The following is a 21,789-nucleotide window of genomic DNA, read 5'->3' on the forward strand; positions in this document are numbered from 1 at the left end:
GGCATATGCCGAACATCGTGGGATTTTCGGCGAGTTCTACTGGAACCCCTTTCTGGCCGATCCCCGATTAGCCGTTACGGGTAGTCGGATGCGCCTGCTGGACTACGCCAAGTTACGTCAGGTAGCGGTTTTTGCCCGTGAGGGATTCGAGTTGATTCAGAATCGTTGGGTCGCTGATCTTCTCGTCCTCTGCGAGTAGGAGCACCTTGCTCAGGATGATGCTTGTCATGCGGTCCTCGTCGGCGAACGGCAAGAACAGTTGCCGGTGCGCGGTGGCGCCGAACGAGGCGGGTACCACACAAAGGTAGCCGCCTGGGTCTACGTGGATGCTGCCGCTGGTCAGATGTACCCGATAGGTCGCCCAGGTACCGCGCACCACGGCCGAGTGCCCCTCGACGGTGACCCGGACCAGCCCCAGGTCAGCGATGAGCGCCGCGAGCACCTGCGCCCGACTCGTCGCCTGCTCCGAGGACGGGTATGCCTGCGGCTCGATGCCGGCGACCGACACAACCAGGTCCAGGTCTCGCATGACCTCGGAAAACACCACCGGCGGTACATCGACCAGCGGCACTGACGTGCCGCCGACGCTGCGCGAGCCGGTCGGGGCACCGTAGCGGCCCGGGTCGCGGTGGCTCTTGGTCAGAAAGCGGACCTCGTCGACAAGGACGTCTCCCATTCCGAAGTGTCTGTGGAAGTCGCAGCGCAGCGCAGCGATGAGGCCGTCGCCGACGACGCGGGTCGCCTGATGGTCGTCGTACTCACCGTGGGTGAACCAGCCCCGACCGGACAGCAACTGGCCCGCCACCCTGCCGTTGACGGTTTGACCGGCGAACCGCCGCGACACATCACCCGCCTCGCGTTCGGCCGGGGTGAGCACGTAAAGCTCCCGGAAGGCCTGCTTGACCGGTTGTTGGAGGCGCCGCCGCACGATTTCGGCCTGCCAATCGGCGAGCGCTCCACGCTCGTGCAGGTCGACGGGGTGCACGGCGGTGACCGGGCCTGTTTTGTCGATCTGGTCGAGCACGTCGATCACGCCGGTTTGGTCCCGCCACAGCAGCGCGGGCAGCATCGCCGCACCGGCGGGCAGGCACAGCAGTCGGGCCAGCTCGTCCGGCGCCAGTGTCCCGGCAGTGGCGACCAGCCGCTCCACCAGCCCAGTCCGCATCCGGCGAGCCTGGTCCCGCAGTCTGTCCTGGTGCTCACGTAGCCTCTGGTAGCCGGGATCGGCACGGACTGCGGCCGGCACCGACTTCAGCACCTTGCCCGCCCGGCCGACCGTCATCGCCGGATCGGCGCCGTCGAACCGCAACGCGATCCGGTAGTCGCCGACCTCCGCTTCGGTGGGAGTCTCGGTGGCGATGCGTGCCTCGCAGTCCCATTCGAGGCGGCTAGCCTCCGCAACGCCGGCTACCTGCGCCAGGTGGTCGAGGGCAACCGTGATCGCGACGGCGTGGCTGTGTCTTCGGTTGGGGCCGAGTTTGGCGCCCTTCTTGCCGGACTCACGCAACGCCAGATAGCGGTCGAGGACGGTCTCGTCCGGAGTCAGGGGCAGCATCCCGAACGCAGCGATGCCCTGCAGTGCGTTGTGTTTGACGCGTTTGATCACCTGGACGCGGTTCCACCCCATGACCGCGGAGACCAGCTCATTCGGTTCGAGTTCCAGCAGGCGCCGGGCCGCGTCCGCGCCGGCACCCTCGATCGCGGCGAGCAGGACCGCCCGGTCCTGGCGGGTGGCTTCGCCGACTGGCATCGCCCGGATCAGGCGCAGCAACGGCGCTGCGTGTTCCAGGCCGAACAGCGGTAGCAGCGCCTCGGCGTCACCCGCGCGCAGCCGCCACCCGAAGACCTGGCGTTGCACGGACACCGGCCGATCCCGCAACAGCTCGAGCAGGACAGTGCCTTCCTCGTCGGTCAGCTCCGCCGCCCCGAGGTGATCGGCCACCCGCTGGTCCCCGTGCCAGGTCAGCGCTGTCCGAACGAACCGCAGGCCGCGCGGTACCAGTACCTTGGGTAGCTCCTTCCAGTCGGCTGGGACTGGTGCGGACACGAGCCGCCAGGTCAGTGCATCCGCGTGTCTGCGTACGATTTCTGCGCAGGCCAGCGGCGGGCTGGTCACCTCGCCGGTCGGGGAGCGGCCGATGATGGCGTAGCCGAGGTACGGGTCGTCGGTGAAGGCCCGTTCGACCACGGTGGCGTCCAAGGCGTCAGCCCGGTCCAGCGTGTCGAGAATCCGTGCCACGGTCTCTCGTCGCAAGGTGCCGAGCGGGGTGAAGACGAGCACCCGCATCAGATGGATGTCAGTGTCTAGAATGGCCCGCTCAGCCACCTCGTCCAGCTGCAGATGATGCCGGACGTCGCGCCCGAGGAAGGCTGCGAGCAGGGCTTTCCGGTGATCCGTCGGCCACGGCGCATCCAACAGGCTGGTGATGTCGTCCGGCTGGTCGACCGGGAAGCTGGCGTCGTAAACCGCATCGAGCTCCGCGACGAGGTCGCCCACGTGTGGTTCCAGGTTGCCGCCTGTCTGATCGTCGCCCTGCTTGAGCCGGAGCCGGATCTGCCCGGCGGTGTCCCGCAGATCCATCAGGTCGCCGGCCTTCGCCTCGACTCGCGCCTGGGCCACCAGCCGCCACAGCGCCTCGCGGTGTTCGCGCACGGCCTCGATGTAAATCTCCGGTATGGATCGCTCCACCGTAATCAGCCTCCCACCAGCGCGACCAGCCGAAGGAACAGGACCGGCTCACCGAGCCGAAGCGTGACCTCCTCGTCGAGGTCGGCGACCTGCCGTCCGCCAGCGAAGATGACAAACGTGCCGCGGGCGAAAGCCCGGTGCGCCCGGGCCACCTCCTCGGCCACGTCCGGGGCCGCCGGTGCTGGTTGCGGCATCCTGATCACACCGGTGGTGGCCTGCGCCCGGAGATCGTCGTTGGACAGGTACTGGCGGTCGAGGATCCGCCGGCAATGCGCCGTGTCGGCGCGCAGCTGCCGGATTTGCTCCTCGACTGCACTCCGGATCAGCTCCCGCACTGTGGCGCGATCGTCGACCAGCTGTACAAGCACCGCCGGCAGATCATCGCCGGACATGCCTGGCACCCGGCTGCGCACCTCGATATCGACCATGGCCGCCACCATAAAGCAGGGGGCTGTCAGCCCGCCTCCCTTCGTTTCCGGCCTTGTCCCTTCCTGCCTCAACCGGCGATATTCCTGAGTACTGCCTGGCAGTACTGGCCGATTTCAGGTGCGTGGGCCGAACAGCACTCGCGGCTCCAGAACCAGCCGGGTCGCGGGTGCTTGTTCGGGCGGGGCGAGGTTGAGTACGAGGTCGCCCATGCGGCGGATGGTGTGCTGGATGTAGGGGGATGGTAGCCAGGTCGTCGCGCTCGACGGGGTGGCCTTCGGCGGCGAGCTGGTTGGCGGCGTCGGTGATATCCAGTGCGGTGGAGTAGATCGCGCAGTTAGCGAGCAGTTCGTTGAACTTGACCACGCGTTCTTGGTGGTCGGGGTCGTTGTGGCCGATGAGCGCGCCACCGGGCATCGAAACCTCCCCGACCGCTGACGCCCGCCCCATCGCGACCCCGCCGGCCCGCCACGACGGCGACGGGACGGCGGTGTTCACATGGAACATCATCAGCCCGCGGCAGCACACCCGCTACCGCATGGAATGGCGAGTCCGGTCATAAGTCACAGCGTCCGGGGGTGAGCACGGCCGTTCTGCCCGAGGGGCATGAGCTGCGCACGTCCCCGGATCCGAGACTCACGGACAGACCCTCCCGGGGCGCGCGGCTGCTCGACCGGCTGCTCGCGTCCCGCGCAGATCTGGCAATCGCCGTCCTCTATCTCACTACCGCTGTGTACGCGCTGTCCGGGCAGTGGCGCGACACCGCGCACGGGTACCTGGTGAAAAGCGGCCAGGACCAGTCGATGTGGGAGTGGTTCTTCGCCGAAACCGCACATGCGGTGATCCATCTGCACAATCCGCTGGGCACGAATCTGCAGAACTATCCCGACGGCGTGAACATGATGGCCAATACTGCCATGTTCGGTGTCGGGATTCCGTTGACGCCGGTGACGGTGCTGTTCGGCCCGACTGTCACCTTCGCGCTCGTGCTCACCCTGGGCCTCGCCGGAACCGGTTTCGCCTGGTATTGGCTGTTCTCCCGGGAATTGGTGCGGTCCCGTTTCGCCGCCGCCCTGGGCGGCGCGTTCTGCGGCTTCGCACCCGCGATGATCTCGCACGCCAACGCCCACCCCAATTTCGTCGGTCTGGCGCTCCTGCCAGGGCTCGCGATCCTGGTCGTCCGGATGGCGCGCCGGGCCGCGTCCGACGACACGGTGAGCCGGGCGCGGCAGGTGCGGGAGGCCGTGGTGCTCGCGGTTCTGGTCGCGCTCCAGATCGCGCTCGGCGAGGAGCCGCTGCTGATCTTCGCCCTGGGCTTCGGCCTGTTCGCCCTCGTGTACTACCTGCACGACCCCCGGACCGGGCTGCGGGTGGTGCGTGCCGTCACGCCGACCCTGGCGCTGGCCGCGGTGATCACGGTGGTCGTCACGGCGATTCCACTATGGTGGCAGTTCTTCGGGCCGCAGAGTTACCGGTCCATCGATCACGGGCCGATGGGCAACGACCTCGAGGCACTGGTCGAGTTTCCCTCGCAATCGCTGGGCGGCGTCTTCGCCCCGGGCAAGACCCCGGCGATCAATCCGACCGAGGAGAACGCCTTCTTCGGCTGGCCGCTGCCGGCCACGACCGTGATCGTGGTCTTCAGCGTCCTGTCGCTGGGCGCTGGTCCCGCTGGTACCGACCGTGCTGCCGGTGACCCATCGCGATCCGACGCCGCGATTCTTCACCGACGGCACGGTCGGCCGCTTTGTCGGCGACGGCTCGGTCGTGATCGCGCCGCCGCCGACCCGGCTCGATGCCCGGCCGCTGAACTGGCAGGTCGATGCCCATTTCCGTTTCCCACTCGCGGGCGGCTATTTCGTCGGGCCGACGGCCGACAAGAAGGGCCGCTACGGTCCCGACGATCGGCCGACCGCGACGCTGTTGACGCGGGCGCAGCAAACCGATCGGATCCAGCCGGTCGATTCCGAGGCGAGGACGCAAGCGCTGACCGATCTCGCCTACTGGCATGCCGACGTGGTCGTCCTGCCGCCCACCGAACACGGCGGGGCGATCCGCGCGACCCTCGACCAGCTGCTCGGCAGCCCGGGGCAGGTGGTCGACGATGTCGTCGTCTGGGATGTGCGCGGACTGCGGTGATGCGCCCTGCCACCTCCGGGCCCGTCGCTCCGGTCGCTTAGCATCGCTGGGTGCGCGCCGACTCTCCAGCGTTTCCCCGCATCCGCGTGATCGCCCTCATCTCGGGATTGATCGCCGTCGCCCTCGCGGTGCTCACACCGCTGCTGCCGGTGCGGGAGGACCGGGCGAGCCTGGATTGGCCGCAGCCGCAATCGGTCCCGGTGAACGCGCCGCTGGTGTCGTATGTGCCGCTCACCGTCGACGCCTCGCTGCCGTGCAGCGCGCTACGCGAACTGCCCAGCGGCACCGTCTTGTCCACGGTGCCCGCCGACGCACCCAATGCCTCCGCGAAGGGTCTGATCGCCAAGGTCGCCGACGAGCCGGGCGGACGGAGACTCTCGGTGCTGCTGCGCGATATTCCGCTGCTGTCGGCGCCGCTGGCCGAGGTGGGTGGCTGCGCGCGTTTCGTCGTCACCTCCACCGCGCAGGCCACGACGGCCGAATTCACCGGTGTCACACGGCAGGACGGCACACCGTTCACCAATACCGTCGGCGGCGATGTGCGACCCCAAATCGTCGGCGTCTTCACCGATCTGACTCGTGCGCAGCTCGGTGACGCCCACCTGCACGCCGCGATCGACTCGCGCTTCTCGTCGACGCCGAGCCCGCTGAAGCTGGCCGCGATCATCGGCGCGGTCGTCTTCACCGTCATCGCGCTGATCTGCCTGCATCTGATCGATACCGCCGACGGGCGACGGCCGCGCCGCTTCCTGCCGGCCCACTGGTGGCGGGTCACCGTCGCGGATGTGGTGGTGCTGGGCACCCTGGTGGTCTGGCACATCATCGGCGCCAACACCTCCGACGACGGTTACATCCTGAATATGGCCCGGGCGTCGAAACATTCGGGATACATGGCCAACTACTACCGCTGGTTCGGCGTGGCCGAGGCGCCCTTCGGCTGGCCGTACGAGGTATTGGCCTGGATGACCCGGGTCAGCGACGCCGGCTGGTGGATGCGGCTGCCGGCACTGCTGGCCGGGGTGCTGTGCTGGCTGGTGATCAGCCGAGAAGTGCTGCCGCGCCTGGGTTCTCGTGTCCGCCGCGACACCGTGGCGCTGTGGACGGCGGGGCTGGTATTCCTGGTCGCCTGGCTGCCCTACGACAACGGCCTGCGCCCCGAACCGCTGATCGCCCTGGGCGCGTTGCTGACCTGGTGCTCGATCGAACGCTCGATCGCGACCAGACGACTGCTGCCCGCCGCGGTCGCGGTACTGATCGCCGCCTTCTCGCTCGCCGCCGGGCCGACCGGCCTGATCTGCATCGCCGCCCTGGTCGCCGGCTCGCGACCGGTCCTGCGGCACATCATCTCCCGCGCTCACGGCGGTGGTCCGGCCGGCGCGGCGATCCTGCGGTACGGCGCCCTGCTCGCACCGGGCGCGGCCGCCGGAGCACTGGTCCTGGTGGTGGTCTTCGCCGATCAGACACTGGCCTCGGTGATGGAGGCGACCCGGGTCCGCAAGATCATCGGTCCGAATGTGGCCTGGTTCGACGAGCGGACCCGCTGGGATTCGCTGCTGATGCTGGCGCCGGACGGCTCGCTGGCCCGCCGGTTCGGCATTCTCGGCATGCTGTTGTGCCTGCTGGTGTGCGTCCTGGTCATGTTGCGCAAGAGCGGCCGCATTCCGGGCACGTCGAAGGGCCCCTCGGCCCGCATCCTCGGCATCGTCTTCATGTCGCTGCTGCTGATGATGTTCACCCCCACCAAGTGGACCCACCACTTCGGCGTCTATGCCGGATTGGCCGGTTCGCTCGCGGCGCTGACCGCGGTCGCGGTGGGTATCAACGGAATTCGCGCCCGCTACAACCGCTCGCTGTTCGCGGCCGCGGTGTTCTTCCTGCTGGCGATCACGTTCACCGGATCCAATGGCTGGTGGTACGTCTCCAGCTACGGTGTGCCGTGGAACGACAAGGCGCCGCTGATCGCGGGTAAGGGCCTCTCGACGCTGTTCCTCGGACTCGCGGTGCTGAGCCTGCTGCTCGCGGCCTATCAGTACTACCGCGAGCCGTATCGAAAGGCCGAGGGCCGCAGGCGGTTCGACACCTGGGCGGTGCAACCGCTCACCATCGCGGCCGCGGTCATGGTGCTGTTCGAGGTCGCCTCCCTCGGCAAGGGCGCGATTACGCAATATCCGGCCTATTCCATCGCGAAGTCGAATATCCGTGCCCTGGGCGGACATACCTGCTCCCTGGCCGACGCGGTCCTCACCGAAACCGATACCGCCGATTCCGTGCTGCAGCCCTATTCGGGTTCCGCGGCCGATGCGCTCGGCGCCGACAGCGTGGGCTTCGACCCGAACGGTGTGGCCAAGGATCTGACCGCCGACGCCGAGGAGACGACCACCGGCGGCGCGAATTCGGTCAACAGCGATTCCGCGAACAAGACCACCCGCACCACCACCGCGGGCACCGGCGGCGGCACCACACAACAGGCGGGCGTCAACGGCAGTACCGTCGCACTGCCGTTCGGTCTGGACCCGGCCCGCACCCCGGTAATGGGCAGCTACGCCACCGGGACCAAACAGCAGGCGCATTTGACCTCGGGCTGGTATCGGGTGGATCTGTCCGGCGCCCGCCAGGATCCGGCCCGCAAGGTTCTGGTGGTCACCGCGGCCGGACGGATCAAATCGGTGAACGCCGACGGCGTGGTCACCTACGGCCAGGATCTGCGCGTCGACTTCGGCGACCGCGCCGCCGACGGCACGGTGCGGCCGCTGGGCTCGTTCGTGCCGCTGGATATCGGCGGCGCGCCGTCGTGGCGGAATATGCGGGTACCGCTGGACCGCATTCCGGACGGGACCAACGCGGTGCGGATCGTGGCGGTCGCCAACGATCTGACGCCCAGGCAGTGGCTCGCGGTCACACCGCCACGCCTGCCGAAGCTCGCCACCCTCGATTCGGTGGTCGGGCACACCGATCCGGTGCTCGAGGATTGGCATGTCGGCCTGGCCTTCCCCTGCCAGCGCCCGTTCGACCACAAGGACGGCGTGGCCGAGGTGCCGAAGTGGCGCATCCTGCCGGACCGGGTCGGTTCCGATGCCTCCAACGCCTGGCAGGACGATATCGGCGGCGGTCCATTGGGCTGGACCGGGTTGTTGCTGTCGGCCCAGACCATCCCCGCCTATCTGAACGACGACTGGGGCCGGGACTGGGGTTCGCTGGAACGGTTCACCCCCTACGTCCCGGATGCACGCCAGGCCGATGTCGGGGTGACGGTTCAGGCGCGCTGGGGCTGGGCCAAGGATGCGCCCATAAAAGTGAAATAGCAGGTCGTCCGGTACGTAGCGGACATGGGGGCAACGGTTCGGATAATCGATAGGTCCGAACCGTTCCCGTGAACACGGTCACTCTCAGTGTGGGCAGATAACATCACCATCCGTGCCCGACGCCGCAACAGCTGTCTTGACAAAACCGACGGTCGCCGAACAACCGGTAACGTCGCGCGATTTCCGCACCGCCCGGATGATCGCCGTGATCGCCGGCCTGCTCGGCACGATCTTCGCGCTCGCCACCCCGTTTCTGCCGGTCCAGCAGACCACCGCCGAGGTGAACTGGCCGCAGGGCGGGACGATCGGCAATGTCGAGGCGCCGCTGATGTCGCAGGTCCCGGTGGATCTGCGGGCATCCATCCCGTGTTCGACGGTGGCAGCGCTGCCGCAGGGCGGCATGCTGCTCAACACCGCGCCGCCGCAGGGCGACCGGGCCGCGCTCGAGGGCATGTTCGTGCGTGTTACCAGCGATTCGGTCGACGTGGTCGACCGAAACGCGATCGTCGCCTCCGCGAAACGCAGCGAACTCGACGGCTGCACCGCGATCACCATCACCTCCGATATAGACCGCACCTACGCCCACTTCGAGGGACTGACCAAGCAGGTCGAACGGCCCGCCGCCGACGGCGGCACCGAATCGGTGACCGTGCCGGTGGACGGCGCCCTGCAGGGTGATCTGCGGCCGCAGGTGGTCGGCGTGTTCTCGGATCTGAAGGGTGCGGCGCCGGCCGGGCTGTCGTTCCACATGACCGTCGATTCCCGCTTCTCGTCCTCGCCGACCGTGATCAAACTGGTCGCGATGCTCGCCGCGGTGCTGTGCACACTCATCGCGCTGGCCGCGCTCGGCCGCCTCGACACCAGCGACGGCCGCGGTCACCGCCGCTTCTTCCCCGCGCACTGGCTGAAGCCGACCTGGGCCGACGGCGCGGTCCTGGGCATCCTGCTGGTGTGGCATTTCATCGGCGCCAACACCTCCGACGACGGCTACATCCTGACCATGGTGCGGGTGGCGCCGCACGCCGGTTATCTGGCCAACTACTTCCGCTGGTACGGCGTGCCGGAGGCGCCGTTCGGCTGGTACTACGACGTCATCCAGGTCTTCGCGCAGATTTCCACGGCCAGCCCGTGGGTGCGCATCCCCGCGCTGCTGTGCGGAATTCTGTGCTGGATGGTGATCAGCCGCGAGGTGGTGCCGCGTCTGGGTCGCAGCGTACGGACCTCGAAGGTCGCGCTGTGGACCGGCGGGCTGGTGTTCCTCGCCTTCTGGCTGCCCTACGACAACGGCCTGCGCTCGGAGCCGATCGTCGCGCTGGGCGCACTGCTGACCTGGGTGTCCATCGAACGCGCGATCGCCACCGGACGCCTGTTGCCCGCCGCCGGCGCGGTACTGGTCGCGGCGTTCACCCTCGCCGCGGCGCCGACCGGCCTGATGTGTGTGGCCGCGCTGCTCGCCGGTATCCGCCCGCTGGTGCGAATCGTGGTGCGCCGCAAGCGCGACCTGCAGGCGCGCGCCGGAAGTGGCTGGCGCGCTTCGGGATTCGTGTCCTCACTACCGCTGCTGGCGCCGATCGCGGCGGCCGGTTTCCTGGTACTCACCGTCGTCTACAGCGACCAGACCTTCGCCGGTATCCAGGAGGCCAACCGGGTGCGCCGCCTCACCGGCCCGAACCTGGCGTGGTACGAGGACTACCTGCGCTACTACTACCTGTTCGTCCAGACCGTCGACGGCTCGGTCTCGCGCCGGTTCGCCTTCATCGTGATGATCCTGTGCCTGATCACCACCGCCCTGGTGTTGTTGCGGCGCAAGCAGATTCCCGGCATCTCCAGCGGCCCGACGTGGCGGTTGATCGGGGTGGTCTGCGGAACCATCTTCTTCATGATGTTCAACCCGACCAAGTGGACCCACCACTTCGGCGCCTACGCGGGGATCGCGGGTGCGCTCGCGGCGGTGACCGCGGTCGCGGTCTCGGCGACGGCGCTGCGGTCGCGCAAGAACCGCTCGATCTTCCTGGCCGCCTTGCTGTTCGCCCTGGCGCTGTCGTTCTCCGGCACCAACGGCTATTGGTACGTCTCGAGTTACGGCGTGCCGTGGTTCGACAAGACGGTCTCACTGCACGGCTTCCAGTCCAACACGCTGATGCTGGTACTGTTCGGCCTCGCGCTCGCGGTGGTGGCCTGGCAGGCGCTGCGCGAGGGCTACGCCAAACCGCCGGCGAGTTCGAAATCCTCGCGCGGCAAGCGCATTCGCCGGTTCGCGGCCATTCCGCTGACGCTCGTCGCCGCGGCGATGGTGTTGTTCGAGGTGCTGTCGCTGGCCAAGGGCGCGGTGACCCAGTACCCGGCCTATTCACTGGCCCGCGGCAACGTCGACGCGGTCGACGGAAACCGCTGCGGGATCGCCGATGACGTTCTGGTCGAGTCGAATTCGAACCAGGGCCGGTTGAATCCGATTATCGATCCCGCGCATCCGCCCAAGGACAACGATCCGCTGGCCGGTGTCGACCCGACCGGCTTCGATCCCAACGGCGTGCCGACCGATCTGAAAGCCGATGCGGTGGAGGTCAAGCCGGGCACCGGCAACACCTCCAACCAGTCGGTGGGCGCGAACTTCGCCGAGGGCCAGAACGCGGGCACCGGCGGCGGCACCACCAAGGAGGCCGGCATCAACGGCTCCACCGTCGCATTGCCCTTCGGCCTCGACTCGAAGACGACGCCGGTGATGGGCAGCTATCAACAGGGCCTGCAGCAGCCCGCGCACCTGACCTCGAGTTGGTACGAACTGCCCGCCCGCTCGGCGGATGCACCGCTGGTGGTCATCTCCGCGGCCGGCCGCATCCTGTCCTTCGACCAGACCGGGGCGCTGCAGTACGGCCAGGACCTGAAGCTCGAGTACGGCAAACGCCAGCCCGACGGTTCGGTGAAGTTCGAGGGCAGCTACGTCCCGCGCGATATCGGCCCGGCGCCGTCGTGGCGCAACCTGCGCGTTCCGCTGTCGGAGATCGCCGCGGATGCCGATGCGGTGCGGATCTCGGCCAATCGCAATGTGCTGATCGGTGACCAGTGGCTGGCGTTCACACCGCCGCGGGTGCCGAAGATGGTCACGTTGAACAACTTCCTGGGCTCCGAGCAACCAGTGCTCGAGGACTGGGCGGTGGGTCTGCAGTTCCCGTGCCAGAATCCGTTCCCGCACCGCTACGGCGTGGCGACCATGCCGAACTACCGCATCCTGCCCGACCGCCCACTCGCGGTGAGCTCGACCGATACCTGGCAGGCCGAGGAATTCGGCGGCCCGCTCGGTTTCACCCAGATGCTGGCGGGCTCCACTACGATCCCGACCTATCTGAAGGACAACTGGGCTCGTGACTGGGGCACCTTGGAGCGCTACGACCGGTACTACACCGATGCCACACCGGCAAAGGTGGACACCGGCACCGCGACGCGCTCCGGATTCTGGAGTCCGGGACAGCTGCGAGTGTTCTGATCGACAGTCCGGACCGACGACGGCGGGCGGCGCACATATGGTGCGCCGCCCGCCGTTGTCGTATGCGGCGATGTGGCGTTGCCGGACCGGGCCCTACACGTCGACGTGTTCGATCCATTCGTAGACCGGGAGATTGCCTTCGGGAGTGTCCTGGCGGCGTGGCGTGGATTTGAAGCGTTCGTAGCCACCGGCGTTCTGCACGCGTAATTCGATGCCGGGTGGGGTGATGGGAACGATGCGGTGCGGCAGGTCGGCCGGCCCGCCTTCGAGTACAGCCTTCGGTGAGCTACCCATAGCTGAAGGCTCTCATATGGCGGCCCGCCGACCGGGCGATTCCACGAAAGACACGCGCTACCCGGCGTTCAACCGGGCGTTACCCCGGCAATGCCCACCTCGCCTCGAGGGGCGGAAACACGCGACAGCGCCACCCGGTCCGGTCGTGCGGTGCGGGTGGCGCTGTGTGCCCATGTGCCTTCTACAGCGGCAGCAGGTGGTGTTTGCGCGGGTTGCGCTGCAGGCGCTTGTCGCGCAGCAGCGTCAGGGCCTTGCGGATCTCCAAGCGGGTCGCCGAGGGTTCGATGACCGCATCGATATAGCCGCGCTCGGCCGCGGGCCACGGGGTGGCGGCGGTCGCGTTGTAGAAGTCGATCATCTGTTTGCGGATGGCCTCGCGCTGATCCTCCGGCGCCGCCTCGAGCTGGCGACGGCCGACCAAGCCGACCGCCTGCTCCGCACCCATCACGGCGATCCGGGCGGTGGGCCAGGCGAAGTACACATCCGCGCCGAGGGCCTTGGATCCCATGACCGCCCAGCCGCCGCCGTACGCCTTGCGAACCACGACGGTGACCTTCGGAACCGTCGCCTCCACGAAGGAGAACAAGAAGCGGCCGCCGCGCTTGATGACGCCGGCCTTCTCCTGGTCCAAACCGGGCATGAAGCCGGGCGTATCCACCACCAGCACCAGCGGAATTTCGAACGCGTCGCACATCCGGACGAAATGCGAGGCCTTGTCCGACGCCTTGGCGTCGAGCGCACCCGCCAGATACATCGGCTGGTTGGCGACGACGCCGACGGAACGGCCGTCGACCCGGGCGAAACCGGTGATGATGTTGCGGGCCATATCGGACCCGACCTCGTGGAAGCCGCCGTCGTCGAAGATCCGCAGCAACACCTCGTGCATGTCGTAGCTGGCATTGTCGGAATCCGGGACGAAGCTGTTCAGCTCCAGATCGGTTTCGGTGATCTCGGGCTCGAGGCCCGGGTTGACGATCGGCGGCTCCTCCTGGCAGCTCGACGGGAGGTAGCTCAGGTATTCGCGCGCCCACTCGAACGCCGCCTTCTCGTTCTTGGCGACGTGGTGAACATTCCCCCAGTCGGCCTGGTTGTAGGCGCCGCCCAGCTCGTCGGCGCTGACATCCTCACCGGTGGCCTCGCGAGTGATCTGTGGGCCGGTGACGAACATGTGCGCGGATTCGGTGGCGATCACGACATCCGTGCAGATCGGCTGATACACCGCACCGGCGGCACAGTTGCCGAGGATCAGCGACACCATCGGCACCGCACCCGAGAGCGCTTCCTGGGCGATCGCCATCTCGCCGTACCAGCGCAGCGAGGTCACCGCCTCCTGCACGCGCGCGCCGCCGGAGTCGTTGATGCCGACCAGCGGGCAACCCATCTTGGCGGCGAAGCGCATGAGCGAGGCGACCTTGCGGCCGAACATCTCGCCGACCGTCCCGCCGTACACGGTCTGGTCGTGGGAGAACACCGCCACCGGCCGACCCTCCACCAAACCGTGGCCGGTGACCACGCCGTCGCTGTAGAGGGAGTTCTTGTCCGCCGGATTGCGAACCAGCGCACCGATTTCCACGAAGGTACCCGGGTCCAGCAGCATGTTGATCCGCTCGCGCGGCGAGGGAATTCCCTTCTTCGCCCGCTTGGCAATCCCCGCTTCGCCGGCCGGCTCCTGCGCGAGTTCCAGCTTCTTCCGCAGGTCGGCAAGCCTCTCGGCGGTCGTACTCACTGCTCTCCCTTCCCGGGTGCATCGTCGGCTTCGGTGCTGATCGCGGCCAGTTTCCGGGTGAGGTCGGCACCGATCTGCGCGACGCGCGGTTCATCGATGATCTGGAGGTGGTCACCCGGGATGTGGATGACTTCCAGGTTGGGGATGTAGTCGTCCCATCCGCCGTTCGGCTTGCGTTCGGCGAAACGAGGCTCGAGCTCGATCATGCCGTCGTGGTAGCGGTCGGCGAGATAGAGCGTCACGTCGCCCTCGTAGTGCGACGGCTGAGCCTTCTGCAGATCGCGACTGTCGAGCCAGGACGTGCGCTGATGTTCCATCACGCCACCCGGGATCTTCACATCGGCGAACTTCAGCAGACCCATGATGATTTCGAGCTGCTCCTCGTCGGAGGCGTCCGCGAGTTCCTGCAACATCTCGTCGTCGAGTTGTCCCTCGATGCCGTAGGTCTTCTGCGCGAACGCCTGGAATCGCTCGATCCGCGCGCGACGACCCTCCGGCGACGGGTCCTCGTCCTCGACCGGCAGCGCCAGGTCGATCAGACCGACGAGCCGGACGTCGTCGCCCTCGGCACGCATGATCTGAGCGACCTGAAGGGCGAACACCGCACCCAGCGACCAGCCGTAGAGCGCGTACGGGCCGGAAGGGAAGATCTTGCGGATCTCGGCGGCGTATTCGCGGGCCCGCTCGGGAATCGAACCCTCGATCCGCTCGAAGCCGTACATCGGAGTGCCCTCCGGCAACCGCTTGAGCAGCGGCTCGTACACCAGCGTGTTACCACCCGAGGGGTGGAAGACGAAGACCGGGATCGCGGTCGAGCCCTCGGGCCGCGGCCGCAGCGGGCGGATGAAGCCCTCGACCTCGGTGGCCGAATCCTGGTGCCGGCGAACGATATCCGACAGCTGTTCGATCGTCTCGCAGTCGAGCACATCGTCGACGTCGATGGTGCTGCCGACCCGATCCGACAGGCGCGCGGCCAGCTTGTCCGCGGTGTCCTCGTCGAGAATCGGCAGGGTGTTGAAGATGCCGCCGGCCGACTTACCGGTCACCATCGCCCAGGCCGCGAAGGTCAACCGCTCGGCCGCATCACGCGGGGGCACATCGGCTTCCGGTTCTTTGGCGCCCGCCACCTGGCCGCCGCCGAAGACGGCCGCCGCCTGCGCCGGAGCGGTCCCCTTCCCGGATCCGGTCTTCGCATCGGCTGCACCGTCCTTCGCGTCGGCAGCCTCGACCTTCGGCTCCGCTGCCTGGCTCGCCGAACCCGCTGTGGCGCTTGCTTTCTGATCCACATCCGCCGCTTCCGCCACCGCGTCAGCGCTTCCAGCGGGAGTAGCCGATTCGACCGGCTTCGGCTCGGCGGCCTCCACCTGCTGCGTCACCGCCGCAGCCGGGTCCTCCCCGGCCTCCATCGCGGCGCGCGCGGCGGCGACGAAGTTGTCGTCCACGGTGAGCGAACCGCCCTCGGTCGCTTGCTTTTCCGCCATCGCGGCGACCTCGTCGCGGTGCTCGATGGCGTAGCGCAGCACCTTGCCGACCTCGTTGAGGCTGGCATCTCGCACCGCCGAAACCTGCAGCGACGGGATGTCGAATTCGTATTCGACGCGGTTCTTGATCCGCATCGCCATCAGCGAGTCGAGCCCCAGCTCCATCAGCGGGATCTCCATCGGCAGATCCTCCACGGCATAACCCATGGATTCCGCGGCGATGGTGGCCAGACGCTCCTCGACGGTCTGTGTCCCGTTCGGATCCCAGCGTTCGCCGAAACTCTCCGCGACGACGAGATCGGCCGTGCCGCTGTCTGTCTCGGCCGGGGCCGGGGCGGGCTGGACGGCAGGCGCGGAAGTCCCGTTGGTGGACGGCGCGCTCGCGGTAACGACCGCGTCGAACAGCAGCCGGAACACATTGTCCTCGCGGACGTGCACCTGGACCGAGGCTCCGCCCGGATGCGGGGTCAGCGTCGTGGTGAGGGTGCCGGACGCCGGCAGCGGAGAATGCGCGATGGTCGCCCCCAACGCCACCTCCGACAACACCTGCGCCGCAGCCGCATTCACCAGACCGGCCAGATCGGTGACCGCCGAGGCCGCGACCTCCCAGGCGTGGCGGCCGTCGGGCAGTGCCACGTGCGCACCGGGCGCACGGCCGCTGCCTGAACCCGTCGCGATGCTGACCTTGGGCCAGTATTCCTTGCGCAGGAAGGCCGTTCGCGGCACGTCGGCGTAGTCACCGGCGGGCAGCAGCGACACCAGGTCGACCGGATGGCCCTGCACATACAGCTGGGCGAGCGCGGAGATGACGCCCGCGGCCTCGTCCTCCTTGCGCTTGAGCGTGGGGATCAGGGCCGCGTTGTGCACACCGGCGGCGAAGGTGGTGCCCATGACCTGCATGAGCGCAACGGAATTCGGCGCCAGTTCCAGATAGGTGGTGATACCGGCGTCGACCGCGCGGCGGATCGCGTTGGTGAAATACACCGAGCCGCGCATGTTGGTCACCCAGTAGTCGACATCGTGCACCGGGTCCGAACCGGCCTTGTACACGGTCGCCTTGTGCACGGTCGAGTAGAGATCCGTGGTCACCTTGGTCGGCTCGATTCCGGCCAGCTCCGCGGCCAGCTCACCCAGCAGCGGATCCATCTGCGAGGTGTGCCCCGCGCCGCGAGTCTGCAATACCCGCGCGAACTTGCCCTCGGCCTCGGCGCGCGCCACGATCGCGTGCACCTGGTCGGGCGGCCCACCGATCACGGTATTGGTCGGGGCGGCATACACCGCGACTTCGAGATCCGGGTATTCCGGCAGCACCTTCTCGATATCTTCGGCGCTGTACTCGACCAGGGCCATATTCCGCACCTGGTCGTCGGTGATCATCTGCTCGCCCTCGCCCATCAGCCGCGAGCGCGCGCAGATCACCCGCACCGCGTCCTCGAGCGGGAGGCCACCCGAGATGTACGCACCGGCCGCCTCACCCTGCGAATGTCCCACCACGCCGGCCGGTTCGGCGCCGTGCGCACGCAGCAGCGCGGCCAGACCGAGCTGGATGGCGAACACACCGACCTGCGAAGTGCCCACATCCCAGTCCTGGGCGTCGTCGAGGATCATCTCCTTGACCGAATATCCGGCCTCGTCGACAACCAGCTCGTCGATCTCGTCCACGGTCCGGGCAAAGATCGAATTCTCCAGGTAGAGCTGCTTACCCATCTTCCGGTGGTGCGAGCCGAATCCGGCCAGCACCCACATCGAGCCCTGGGCGGCCGGGGAATCGGCGGTGAATACGCCCGGTCCCGGCTTACCGGCGGCGATGGCCCGCAAGCCGGCCACGGCCTCCTCATGGGTCTTCGCCAGCACCACGCCACGCGAACGGCCGTGATTGCGCTTGGCCAGCGACCGCGCCACGTCCTCGAGTGGAGCCGCCTGTCCCGCTTCGGATTCCAGCCAATCGGCGAGGTCGCTCGCGGCCCTGCGACGGCGCGACGGCAGATACGCCGAGACCGGCAGGATCACCGGCAGCGGCTCGGTGCGTTCCTGCGTCCACTCGGCGACCTCGGCGACGGGCTCGGGTTCGGCCAGCGGATCACTGCCCTCGAGGATGGCCTCGGCGCCGGCGAGCACATCGGTCGCCTCATTGTCGAGTTCGGCCTCGATCGTCTCGGCCGAAGCAATCTGCGCGGCCTCCTCTTTCGACTCGACTGAGGCAGCCGGCACGTATTCCTGGATGACCACGTGCGCGTTGGTGCCACCGAAACCGAATCCGGAGACACCGATGGTGGCGGTACCGCTGTAGCGCGGAAATTCGGTCGGCTCGTCGACGACCTTCAGGTGTGCTTGATCGAACGGAATGAAGGGGCTCGGCCCCGCGTAGCCGATATTCGGCGGAATGACGTTGTGCTGCAACGCCAGAATCACCTTGGCGAGGGCGGCGGCGCCGGCGCCGGATTCGAGATGTCCGAAGTTGGTCTTCGCCGAACCCAGCAGCACCGGCTTGTCGTCTTCGCGCCCACGGCCGACCACGCGGCCGAGTGCATCGGCCTCGATGGGATCACCGATCGGGGTGCCGGTACCGTGCGCCTCGATGTAGTCGACAGTCGACGGCGCGATACCCGCATCCCGATACGCGCGGCGCAGCACATCGACCTGGGCCTCGGGGTTCGGCGCGGGCAACCCGTTGGAACGACCGTCGGAGTTGACGGCAGTGCCCTTCACGACCGCGAGAATTCGGTCCCCGTCGCGTTCGGCGTCGGCCAGGCGCTTGAGCACCACCATGCCGGCGCCCTCGCTGCGGACCATGCCGTCGGCATCGGACGAAAACGCTTTGATGTGACCGTCTTTCGCGACCGCACCGATGGAATCGAATCCGAGTGTGATCGCGGGCGCCAGCAACATGTTCACACCACCGGCCAGCGCCACGTCGGCGTCGCCGTTGCGTAGTGCGCGCACCGCGTCGTGCACCGCCACCAGGGTCGACGAGCATGCGGTGTCGACGGCTACCGAAGGGCCGCGGAAGTCGTAGAAGTACGACACCCGGTTGGCGATGATCGCGGTGGAGCCGCCGGTCAGCGCGTAGGCATCGGCCGAGGCGGGGGCATCGGGATCCGACTTACCGAGGCCGAGAGACGCCACCAACTGAAAGTCATTGGTCGACGTACCGATGAACACGCCGACCGATTCACCCTTGAGCGTATTCGCCGGAATGCGCGCGTGCTCCAACGCTTCCCACGTCAGCTCCATCATGAGCCGCTGCTGTGGGTCGACGCGCTCGACCTCGACCGGCGACATCGCGAAGAATTCCGCGTCGAAGCCCTTGATCGCATCCTGATCGAGATAGCCGCCGAGGGTATTGCCGTTCTCGACGGCGGCGGCGATATCCGGATCGGCCAGGAATTCGGACCAGCGCCCCTCGGGCAGCTCCCGGATGCCGTCGCCCCGGTTGATCAAGAAATCCCAGGTGGACTCCGGCGTATCGCCGGCTCCGGGCAACCGCGTGGACAGGCCGACAATGGCGATGTCGTGCGCCGCGCCCGGCTGATATCCGGCGGTGTAGAACGCGTCGTCGGCAGCCTCCTCGGGCGCCTCGGGCTCACCGTTGATGACCCGCTCCGCGAGCGCCGCGATCGTTGGATGCTGATACACGATCGTTGGGTTGAGCAGTACGCCGGTGAGTTCTTCGATATCACCGCCCAGGGCGATGGCATCGCGCGAGGCGAGGCCGAATTCCTCCATCGGCCGGTCCACGGTGATCTGCTCCACCGGCTGTCCGGTGGCATCGGCGACCCAGCGCTGCAACCACTCTCGCAGCTCGGCCACCGACATATCGGTGCCGCCGGATTTCGCCGTGCCGCCCGGTTCGGTCACACTCTGTTCGGTCGCAGTTGTTTGCTGCTCCACCTCGGCGTTCGCGTCGCCGGTGGTTTCCGTCGTCTGGGTGCCCTCGTTGTCAGCCATCAATTCCTCAAGCTACCTGTGTGCGAATGTTGCGCGGGCGGGGATTGACAGCCGATTCGCCGTCATGTGGATAAGTGGCGGGTTGTGGACAACCCGCGGGCAGACCGCACGTCCCGGCGAGTCCCACACCGCTGCCGGATGCCGGTCGGCGCCGCCCAACAGGCACGTCACAGCGACCAACGGACCGGCCGGGGCGACGAGAAACCCCGATCTCGGCACGGTGGGAATTCACCGGGAACACGATTTACTCTTCGTCCGGTGCGTCGGGGAAGGCCTGCTGCTGGTAGCCGCCGCGCAGGGTGCCCTCCAAATACGCGGCTCGGCACGCCCGGCGGGCCAGCTTGCCGCTCGAGGTACGCGGAATCGAACCCGCGGGCACCAGCAACACATCGCGAACGGTCACACCGTGGCGCTGCGACAACGCACCGCGCACCGCGTCGGCGATCGGCTGGGAGTCGGCCTTGTGCGCGCCCGGCCCCCGCTCGGCCACGATCACCAACTGCTCGGAGGCATCGTCGGCGTCGTACTTCAGACCGGCGTGGCTGTCCGCCGCGAAGACCTCGGCCGGCAGCTGATTGGCCGGCACCGAGAACGCCGCGATGAAACCGGGGCGCAGCATCTTGCTGGCCTCCTGCGCGGAGAACTCCAAGTCCTGCGGGTAATGGTTGCGGCCGTCGACGATCACCAAGTCCTTGACGCGGCCGGTGATGTACAGCTCGCCGTCGACGTACACGCCGTAGTCGCCGGTGCGCAGCCAGATCGCGTCGTCGGGGGCGCCCGCGGCGTGCGAGCCCTCGGCCTGGCGGTTGGTCAGCAGGTTCTTGAAGGTCTGGCGGGTTTCCTCCTCGCGACCCCAGTAACCGATGCCGATGTTGTTGCCGTGCAACCAGATTTCGCCGACGCGGCCCTCGGGCAGCTCCTGTGCGCCCTCGGGGCTGTCGATCGATTCGGAGTCGACGATCGCGGCCCACTGCGACAGCGCGACGTAGCCACAGCTCACCTGCGCGATCGCGTTCGGCGCGCTGTGGTCGACCTTCACCACGCGCCCGGCGTTGAGCTCGTTGCGGTCGACGTAGATGACCTTGGCCTCGTCCTCGGCCCGCGTCGCGGAGACGAACAGGGTCGCCTCGGCCATGCCGTAGCAGGGCTTGATCGCGGTCTTGGGCAGCCCGTAGGGGGCGAAGGCCTCGTTGAACTTCTTCATCGACGAGGTGGTCACCGGCTCACTGCCGTTGATCAGGCCGATCACGTTCGACAGATCCAGCGTTTCGCCGTTCTTCGGCAGACCGCGCGCCGCGGCGTGCTCGAAGGCGAAGTTCGGCGCGGCGGCGAAGGTGCCGGCGCCGTCGGAGACCGCGGCCAGCTCGGAGATCCAGCGACCCGGGCGCCGCACGAAAGCGCTCGGCGACATGATGGTGATGTACTTGCCGCCGATCGCCGGCAGGATCACGCACAGCAGGCCCATGTCGTGGTACAGCGGCAGCCAGGTGACGCCGCGCGAATTCCAGTCCAGGTTGATGGCGTGGACCATCTGCAGCAGGTTGGTGCCGACCGCGCGGTGGGTGATCTCCACACCGGCCGGGGTCCGGGTCGAACCCGAGGTGTACTGCAGGTAGGCGATGTCGTCGACGGCCAGATCCGGCCGCACCCAGGACTCGCCCAGGGTGTCGGGCACCGCATCGACGGCGATGATGCGCGGACGCTGCGCGGCCGGCAGCGGCCGGAAGAACTGGCGGACGCCGGCGGCTGAGGAGCTAGCCGTCAGAATCGCCGACGGCGTGCAGTCACCCAGCACGGCGTGCAGGCGGTCGGTGTGGCCCGGCTCGTCCGGATCGAACAGCGGCACGGCGATGGTGCCGGCGTAGATGGCGGCGAAGAAGGAGATCACATAGTCCAGGCCCTGCGGCGCCAGAATCGCCACCCGGTCGCCCGGCTTGGTCACCTGTTGCAGGCGAGCGGCCACCGCGCGCAGCCGGACGCCGAATTCCTTCCAGGTCAGGTCCTGGTACTCCCCGTCGCGCTCGCGGGAGTAGTCGATATAGCGATACGCAAGATCGTTCGCATCGTTGCGGGTGTGCTTCTCGACGTAATCGACCAGGGTGCGGCCCTCGGGAATTGCGATGTTCCCGGTTTCGTCCAGGTAGTCGTCGAAAGTCTCGTCCGTCATTCCTTCTCCTCCGAGGCACACGCAGCACGGCGACATGGCCGCTGTTACCTGTGAGGCCCCGACTCTCTTTCACCCGCGGGCGCTCTGCGGTGTGAGAGCTCGCCTGCAGCATTTTCCGGTGGTCTGCGCGGTG

General features: G+C 67.8%; 8 protein-coding genes and 2 pseudogenes. 3 read left to right on the plus strand and 7 right to left on the minus strand.

Annotated elements, in window-relative coordinates; genetic code table 11:
• Positions 1-112: 112 nt before the first annotated feature.
• The 3 genes and pseudogenes from C5E41_RS30155 to C5E41_RS35810 form a co-directional block, all read right to left on the minus strand.
• Positions 113-2,689: a DUF4132 domain-containing protein gene (locus C5E41_RS30155; RefSeq protein WP_104379112.1), complete on the minus strand. Its 2,577-nt coding sequence runs from the start codon at positions 2,687-2,689 to the stop codon at positions 113-115.
• A 5-nt stretch (positions 2,690-2,694) separates the two neighbouring features.
• Positions 2,695-3,117, minus strand: coding sequence for a hypothetical protein (locus C5E41_RS30160; protein WP_146097742.1), 423 nt, complete (start codon positions 3,115-3,117; stop codon positions 2,695-2,697).
• Between the two features lie 280 nt (positions 3,118-3,397).
• Positions 3,398-3,625: pseudogene (locus C5E41_RS35810) on the minus strand (hypothetical protein); the annotation flags it as partial.
• 68 nt (positions 3,626-3,693) lie between these two features.
• Between C5E41_RS35810 and C5E41_RS30170 the strand changes: the two are divergent.
• From C5E41_RS30170 to C5E41_RS30180, 3 genes and pseudogenes are all read left to right on the plus strand, one after another.
• A pseudogene (locus C5E41_RS30170) lies at positions 3,694-5,254 on the plus strand (glycosyl transferase).
• Between the two features lie 50 nt (positions 5,255-5,304).
• On the plus strand, positions 5,305-8,556 hold the full coding sequence (locus tag C5E41_RS30175) for an arabinosyltransferase domain-containing protein (protein ID WP_104379114.1): 3,252 nt from the start codon (positions 5,305-5,307) through the stop codon (positions 8,554-8,556).
• A 112-nt stretch (positions 8,557-8,668) separates the two neighbouring features.
• Positions 8,669-12,040 carry an arabinosyltransferase domain-containing protein gene (locus C5E41_RS30180; protein ID WP_439956354.1) on the plus strand — a complete coding sequence of 1,124 codons (3,372 nt, stop codon included), beginning with the start codon at positions 8,669-8,671 and terminating at the stop codon, positions 12,038-12,040.
• Positions 12,041-12,133: 93 nt separating this feature from the next.
• Here the strand turns inward: C5E41_RS30180 and C5E41_RS30185 are convergent, their stop codons facing one another.
• From C5E41_RS30185 to fadD32, 4 genes are all read right to left on the minus strand, one after another.
• Positions 12,134-12,334 carry a DUF5988 family protein gene (locus C5E41_RS30185; RefSeq protein ID WP_036497026.1) on the minus strand — a complete coding sequence of 67 codons (201 nt, stop codon included), beginning with the start codon at positions 12,332-12,334 and terminating at the stop codon, positions 12,134-12,136.
• A gap of 181 nt (positions 12,335-12,515) precedes the next feature.
• Entirely contained in the window at positions 12,516-14,060 is a 1,545-nt protein-coding gene (locus C5E41_RS30190) for an acyl-CoA carboxylase subunit beta (protein ID WP_104379116.1), read from the minus strand.
• Positions 14,057-19,357 carry a polyketide synthase Pks13 gene (gene pks13 / locus C5E41_RS30195; RefSeq protein ID WP_439956362.1) on the minus strand — a complete coding sequence of 1,767 codons (5,301 nt, stop codon included), beginning with the start codon at positions 19,355-19,357 and terminating at the stop codon, positions 14,057-14,059. The genes C5E41_RS30190 and pks13 overlap by 4 nt, the downstream gene beginning before the upstream one ends.
• Positions 19,358-19,733: 376 nt before the next feature.
• Positions 19,734-21,656 carry a long-chain-fatty-acid--AMP ligase FadD32 gene (gene fadD32, locus C5E41_RS30200; protein WP_181063487.1) on the minus strand — a complete coding sequence of 641 codons (1,923 nt, stop codon included), beginning with the start codon at positions 21,654-21,656 and terminating at the stop codon, positions 19,734-19,736.
• Between the last annotated feature and the right edge of the window lie 133 nt (positions 21,657-21,789).

This window comes from Nocardia nova, assembly GCF_002933465.1.
Lineage (GTDB): Bacteria > Actinomycetota > Actinomycetes > Mycobacteriales > Mycobacteriaceae > Nocardia > Nocardia nova_B.